This is a genomic window from Streptococcus lactarius, from assembly GCF_016642265.1.
Lineage (GTDB): Bacteria > Bacillota > Bacilli > Lactobacillales > Streptococcaceae > Streptococcus > Streptococcus lactarius.
In genome coordinates, this window is sequence record NZ_MRXX01000003.1 from 89,081 (window position 1) to 96,062 (window position 6,982).

General features: G+C 46.4%; 8 protein-coding genes. 6 read left to right on the forward strand and 2 right to left on the reverse strand.

The window, feature by feature from the left end; all coding sequences use genetic code 11:
* Positions 1-52: 52 nt before the first annotated feature.
* Positions 53-502: a GNAT family N-acetyltransferase gene (locus tag BTU61_RS02605; protein ID WP_200772216.1), complete on the reverse strand. Its 450-nt coding sequence runs from the start codon at positions 500-502 to the stop codon at positions 53-55.
* A gap of 75 nt (positions 503-577) precedes the next feature.
* On the reverse strand, positions 578-1,762 hold the full coding sequence (locus BTU61_RS02610; protein WP_200772217.1) for a DUF2974 domain-containing protein: 1,185 nt from the start codon (positions 1,760-1,762) through the stop codon (positions 578-580).
* 146 nt (positions 1,763-1,908) lie between these two features.
* Between BTU61_RS02610 and BTU61_RS02615 the strand changes: the two genes are divergently transcribed.
* The 6 genes from BTU61_RS02615 (at position 1,909) to BTU61_RS02635 (ending at position 6,955) form a co-directional block, all read left to right on the forward strand.
* A complete protein-coding gene (locus BTU61_RS02615; protein WP_200772218.1) occupies positions 1,909-2,586 on the forward strand; it encodes a response regulator transcription factor in 678 nt (225 codons plus the stop codon).
* Positions 2,579-3,553 carry a sensor histidine kinase gene (locus tag BTU61_RS02620; protein WP_200772219.1) on the forward strand — a complete coding sequence of 325 codons (975 nt, stop codon included), beginning with the start codon at positions 2,579-2,581 and terminating at the stop codon, positions 3,551-3,553. The genes BTU61_RS02615 and BTU61_RS02620 overlap by 8 nt, the downstream gene beginning before the upstream one ends.
* Before the next feature lie 114 nt (positions 3,554-3,667).
* Positions 3,668-3,796, forward strand: coding sequence for a hypothetical protein (locus BTU61_RS10305; protein WP_267910309.1), 129 nt, complete (start codon positions 3,668-3,670; stop codon positions 3,794-3,796).
* A 15-nt stretch (positions 3,797-3,811) separates the two neighbouring features.
* Positions 3,812-4,570, forward strand: a complete 759-nt coding sequence (locus BTU61_RS02625) for an ABC transporter ATP-binding protein (RefSeq protein ID WP_004219620.1) — start codon at positions 3,812-3,814, stop codon at positions 4,568-4,570.
* Positions 4,571-6,556 carry an FtsX-like permease family protein gene (locus BTU61_RS02630; RefSeq protein ID WP_200772220.1) on the forward strand — a complete coding sequence of 662 codons (1,986 nt, stop codon included), beginning with the start codon at positions 4,571-4,573 and terminating at the stop codon, positions 6,554-6,556.
* Positions 6,557-6,697: 141 nt separating this feature from the next.
* Positions 6,698-6,955 carry a SemiSWEET family transporter gene (locus BTU61_RS02635; protein WP_200772221.1) on the forward strand — a complete coding sequence of 86 codons (258 nt, stop codon included), beginning with the start codon at positions 6,698-6,700 and terminating at the stop codon, positions 6,953-6,955.
* The last annotated feature ends 27 nt before the right edge of the window (positions 6,956-6,982 follow it).

A 6,982-nucleotide genomic window follows, 5' to 3' on the forward strand; every position in this document is an offset into this window, starting at 1 on the left:
TTGCTTGATAATCCAAAAATAATTGAGAGGCTAGGATTTTTGTCCCAGCCTCTCAATTATTTTTTAAAAAGAACTTCTCGGCTGTGATGTGTTGGATACCGGCTTCTTCAAAGACGGGACCGACTGTTTTGTAGCCATTTTTGAGATAAAAATCGAGGGCTCCTAACTGGGCGTGGAGGGTGATTGAGTGGAAACTCTGTTCTTGAGCGACTTTTTCTGCTTCTTGAAGGAGCAAACTACCTATGCCTTTTTCTCGATAGTCATCAAGTACAGCCATCCGCTGGAGGGTCACCTGATTTGATTCTGAATCTGGGAGCAGGCGAATCGTTGCGACAGCCTGATGCGCTTCATTATAGAGCACAAAGTGGATACAATGACTTTCATTCTGATCGATTTCGATAGCAGCGGGAACCCCTTGGCCCTGCACAAAAACCTTGAATCGAATAGTGACAGCGTCTTGGTAAACATTGGAATGGGTATCTCTGGTAGATTGAATATACATGATGTTATTGTAGCAGACCAGCTTAGCCAGGTCAATAGGAAATCTTGCCGGAAGGCATCAACTAGCTTCTGGGTCTCACTCCTTGTGCTCTAGGAGCAGTGGCGAGGTGGTCTCGATTGTTTTTTTTCGCTTGAAAAATGCGGCCATTTGAAACAGGATACGAGGCACCGTCTGCCATTTTTTCCAGGCTTGAAAGCGGGTGTCGATCAGCTGCTTGGCTAAGCGTTCCAACATTTCTCGCTCAGTTGGATCCAGATCCTGGGCATTTTGGAGGATTTCTTTGGCCTTGGCTAGCTGCTTGAGATCGGTTAAATCATTGATGGAAGTGATGCCGGCATCCAGAAAAATGCCAAAAAAGGTGTCAAAAAACTTCTTGCGCTCCTCTGCCGATGTTTCGCGAACCCATTGCTTAAAGGTCAGATCGGTCTGCTGGCTATCGGGACTGGTTTCAGAAACGGTCACAAAGCTGTAGTCCTTGATTTCCCAAGTAAAGGCGTCGTGCTGGGCAAAGCCACCCAAGGCGCGACTTTTGACAATGGTCGTCGGTTCTGGCACTTCCAACATCATGCCAACGATGGATCCTTGAGGGACAAAGCGACGAATGTTTGGAGACGTGCGTTGGTAGCCTTCTGTTTCGATAATGGCCTTGTTGAGGCCAGGGGCATCGTAGCTGTAGATGGCGTCGACCCGTTCAAACAAGGAATCAGGTAGATAAGAGCAGGCATAGGTCGCAAGATTCCCTCCTTTGGAGTGACCGGCTACCAAGAAACGTCCTTTTGGAAATTCTTTCATGACATGTTGAAGGTAGCTGGCTGCGCGCTTCTGAGCTGGAACATGGTCCATATAGGTCATGTGGAAGTCTTCCTTCCAGCCGATCAAGGTGTCATCCGTCCCTCGAAACACGACCAAATACGTATCTAAGGTGAGCCGATAGGTCATGGCCGCAAACTGTTTTTGGACATCGGGATCGTACTCATCGACATAGTTGAGGAGTTTGATGTTCTTAAAGCGCTTTGAACTAGCCAATTCATCGACTAATTGCAGGTGTTGGTTACTCACGATGAAATCGGTGGTCCGATCGATCAGTTCCATCGCATCAGACAGGCGCACTGGAATCCCTGTTGTATCTCCTTGAGGCACAATGTGTCCAAAGGGCAGATAGGCCAGCTCTGTCAAAGCGAGGACATCCAGTTCATTGAAAGGGCGGTCATATATGGAATCGTAGGTCACTTCTTTTAGGTATTCAAAAATCGTCGACATCTGTGCCTCCCGTGTGGTATTTTTATCAGTATAGCACAAAAATGGGACTAGAAAAAGGCCCCTCTGATAAGAAGGCTGCGCTTGATCTTTTTCTCTGCTGCTTAATCTGTTATAATAGGAATAAGAAAAAAGAAGGAAAGAAAGCCATGCATAAAATTCTCTTAGTGGAAGACGATGAAATTATTCGCCAACAGGTCAAACAATTATTGGAACAATGGGGCTATGAAGTGGTCGCAGTAGAGGATTTTATGGATGTCCTCGGGATCTTTGTCGAAAGTGACCCTCACTTGATCCTCATGGATATTGGCCTGCCTCTCTACAATGGCTACCACTGGTGCCAGGAGATTCGTAAGGTTTCAAAGGTTCCGATCATGTTTCTTTCTTCACGGGATCAAGCCATGGATATTGTTATGGCCATCAATATGGGTGGAGACGACTTTGTCACCAAGCCTTTTGACCAAAATGTCCTCCTTGCCAAGGTCCAAGGTCTCTTGCGCCGCTCCTACGAATTTGGGACAGATCAAAATCTGCTGGAGCACCAAGGAGCTATCCTTAATCTCAAATCCACGGACTTGGTGTATGAAGGGGAAGTCATCAAGCTGACTAAGAATGAATTTCAGATCCTGCGCGTCCTCTTTGAGCATGCGGGCAGCATCGTGGCGCGCGATGATATGATGAAGGAGCTCTGGAATAGCGACTTCTTTATTGATGACAATACCTTGTCTGTCAATGTGGCCCGCCTTCGCAAGAAGTTAGAAGAGGCTGGCTTGTCAAACTTCATCGAAACCAAGAAAGGCATCGGTTACGGGTTGGCTCATGAATAAATTTGGAAAGATCTTCTGGCAGTATGTGGTATCCCGCAGGCGCTTGCTCTATCTAGTGCTTATCTTTTTGATCGTCGATTTGGTCTTTGCCTATCTCTTTCCAGAGACAGGGACTGTTTTCTTCTATGCGACCCTAGTGCTAGGCTTTTTTGCCTTCTGTATCTTGATCTGGGATTTTGTCATGACTTTTCAAGACTATCGTAAAGCCGCACTTTATGAGGAAATAGAGGTTGCCTCACCACTAGAACACCTCCTTTATGAAAAGTACACGGAAGAACAGCAGGCACGCCTGGAGGAAGGAAAGACAGCCCAGGCCAAGTTCAATGACCTGATGGATTACTATACCCTCTGGGTTCACCAGATCAAGACGCCCATTGCGGCTAGCCAGCTTTTGGTCCAAGATGTCGAGACGCCAACGCTCAAGCAGCAGATGGAGCAGGAGCTTTTCAAGATTGACTCCTATGCCAATCTGGTCTTGCAGTACCTGCGACTGGAGAGTTTTCATGATGATCTGGTCTTAAAGCGCGTGTCACTAGAGGACTTGGTCAAAGAAGTGGTCCGCAAATATGCCCTCTTTTTTATCCAAAAGAACTTGACAGTGAACCTGCATGATTTGGATGTTGCCGTCATTACCGATCGCAAGTGGCTCTTGGTCATCATCGAGCAGCTCTTGTCCAATAGCCTAAAGTACACCAGCACAGGTGGCATTGAGATCTATTTCAAAGACCAGACCCTCTATATAAAAGACAGCGGGATTGGGATCAAAAATAGCGATGTTCTCCGAGTATTTGAGAGGGGCTTCTCCGGTTACAATGGCCACATGACCCAGCAATCCTCAGGGCTGGGGCTTTATCTGTCTAAGAAAATCGCAGAGCAATTGGGTCACAAGATTAGCCTCCACTCAGAGGTTGGCCAAGGCACGACCGTTGCCATTCACTTTGAAGAAAAGAAGTTGGTTATGGATTAAGATTCCCCATCTTACAAAAATGTAAGAAATAAATGTCAAAATGAAAGGTTAGGTTATGGTAGCCGCCTTTTATTTTTTGTACAATAGTCTCATCAAATGAAGGAGGTCAAGAAAATGAAACTCTTGAAATGGATGAAACAACTCAAAAAGACTGAGAAACCAAATAACCAAACCGATCTAGAAAAGACGGAATTTGGTCTCCAAGTCCTGCACCAAACCCAAGAATTTTTCTTGATCTACTAGTAAAAGGAGAAAAGTATGTCATTACTAGATGTTCAACATATCAAAAAGATCTACAAAACCCGCTTTCAAGGAACTCAGGTTGAAGCCTTGAAAGATATTCACTTCACTGTTGAGAAGGGCGAATATGTCGCCATCATGGGGGAATCAGGATCTGGGAAATCCACCCTCCTCAATATCCTAGCCATGCTGGACCAGCCAACCGAAGGGCGGGTCTACCTCAATGGCACCGATACCTCCACCATCAAGAACAAGGATGCTTCGAGCTTCCGTCGGGAAAAACTAGGTTTTGTCTTTCAAGATTTCAACCTGCTTGATACCTTGTCTGTCAAGGACAATATCCTCTTGCCTCTCGTCCTTTCTCGCAGACCAGTCAAGGAAATGATGAGCAAGGTCGATAGCGTGAGTCGGGAGTTGGGCATCCACCAACTTCTTGAAAAATACCCTTACGAAATCTCTGGTGGGCAAAAGCAACGGGTAGCCGTAGCACGGGCCATCATCACCTCACCTGAAATTCTCCTTGCTGATGAGCCAACAGGGGCGCTGGATTCCAAATCTTCGGCAGCTTTGCTCGACGTCTTTGAAGATATCAATAGCATGGGGCAAACTATCCTCATGGTGACCCATTCAACCGCAGCGGCTGCTCGGGCCAAGCGCGTGCTCTTTATCAAGGACGGGATCCTTTACAACCAGATCTTCCGTGGAGAAAAAACAGAGCGTCAGATGTTCCAAGAAATCTCGGATACCTTGACGGTCATGGCAAGTGAGGTGGAATAGATGTTACGATTAACCACTAAATTGGCTTGTTCTAATCTCATCAAGAACCGCAAGCTCTATTATCCCTTTGCGATCGCGGTCATTCTCGCAGTGACCATCGCCTACCTCTTTGACTCCCTGACCTTTAATCCCCACATTCACGAGCTTCGAGGGGGCTCTTCTATAGTGTTCACTCTCAGCTTGGGATTCTTCGTGGTCAATGCGGCGGGGGCTATCATCGTGCTCTATGCCAATAGCTTCGTCATGAAAAACCGCTCCAAGGAGCTGGGAATCTACAGCATGCTAGGCCTTGAGAAACGCCATCTCATCAGCATGATCTTCAAGGAGCTCTTGATTTTTGGCTTTCTAACCATCTCGGCCGGTGTCTTGATCGGAGCTCTCTTTGACAAGCTGATCTTTGCCTTTCTCTTGAAACTCATGAAGATGAAGGTCCAGCTAGTATCCACCTTCCAACCTGGGATTGTCGTCTTGGTCTTTGTTACCTTTGGTCTCATCTTTGCCCTTTTGGTCCTTCTCAACGCTTGGCGGATTCTCCGTTTGAATGCTCTGCAATTGACGCGTGAAAAGGCCAGTGGTGAAAAGAAAGCTCGCTTTTTGTGGCCCCAAACCATCCTGGGCTTAGCCTCTCTCGGTTTTGGCTACTACCTAGCTTTGTCCGTCAAAGACCCCATCATTGCGCTTGTGACCTTCTTTCTAGCGGTTATCCTGGTTATGATCGGGACCTACTTACTCTTTAATGCTGGGATCACCGTCTTCTTGCACCTGCTTAAGAAAAAGAAGGGTTATTATTACCAACCCAACAATATGATCTCGGTCTCTAACCTCATCTATCGTATGAAGAAAAATGCGGTGGGTCTTGCGACCATTGCCATCCTCTCGACCATGGTGCTGGTGACGATCTCTGCTGCCACCAACATCTATGTCGGTGGCGAAATGTTCAAGAAAATCATCGCTCCTCATGATTTCTCTGTTCAAGGGAAAGGGGTAGACCTGGAGCAAATCAATCAGAAATTTGATGAATTTGCCTCTGAGCACCATCTTGAGATCAAAAATCGCGACCTGATGAGCTATGCCAACTTTGGGGTCAAATCACAAAAGGGTACAGACTTCACCGTCTATCCAGCTGATGAACGCGGCGTCACTCCTAAAACTGTCTTTATGGTCTTTGATGCAGCTAGCTATGAGCAAATGACCGGAGAAAAGGTCGATCTGACCGGCAACCAAGTCGTCCTCTTTGCTCATAACAAGGCTCTGACAGGTCAAAAGCAGTTCACTATCAATGGGCAAGACTTCCAAGTCAAGGAAGAAGTGAGCAAAGATTTTATCACCGATCATGTTCCAAATCAGTTTAATATGCTGACGGAGGATTTCAATTACCTGATCGTGCCAGACCTCTCAGCCTTTGTCGCCCGGTTTCCAAATCTTGCCATCTATACCAATATCTACGGTGGCATCAATGTCAATGTCGGTGAAGAGCAGCAGCTCAAGCTAGCAGCTAGTTATGACAAGCTAATCGATGAATTGAGCAGCCAACAAGGCCAAGGAACGTATATCTATGGAGGGAACCGTGCCAATGATGTTGCAGAGATCAATAGCCTCTTTGGTGGCATCTTCTTTATCGGGATTTTCTTGTCACTGATCTTTATGGTCGGAACCGTCATCGTCATCTACTACAAGCAAATCTCAGAAGGCTATGAAGACCGTGACCGTTTTGTCATCCTCCAACAGGTGGGGCTTGATGAAGATGAGGTCAAACGGACCATCAACCGTCAAGTGCGGACCGTCTTCTTCCTCCCTCTCATCTTTGCCTTTGTCCACCTGGCCTTTGCCTACCATATGATCCGCCTGATCCTCAAAGTCCTTGGTGTCATCAATAGTGGCCAAGTCCTCATCGTGACCCTCAGCGTCTGTGCTGTCTTTCTCATCACCTACCTGATCGTCTTTTGGATCACCTCTCGGAGTTATCGCAAGATTGTGCAGATTTAAGAAAAGAGAAGCTCGCTTATGGCGGGCTTTTTTTGCAAAATCCTTTTAGATAAGCAAATCACTGAAAAAACTTGAAATTAGGCGTAATAAATTGTAGAATAGGGCTACTTAAACAAACATTAGGAAACGGGTACTTTGAAAATGAGTGAAAAACAGACGAAAATTCTCGGTTGGGTTGCAACGATCATGTGTATCATGATGTATGTGTCTTACTTCCCACAAATCATGGACAACCTCGCTGGTCACAAGGGGAACTTCCTCCAACCGCTTGTCGCAGCCATCAACTGTAGCCTTTGGGTTTACTACGGCCTCTTCAAAAAAGAGCGCGATCTCCCTATCGTCGTCGCAAATATCCCAGGGATTATCTTTGGTTTGATCGCAGCCATCACAGCCTTGTAATCAATGAAAGAGAGAGTGGGACAGAAA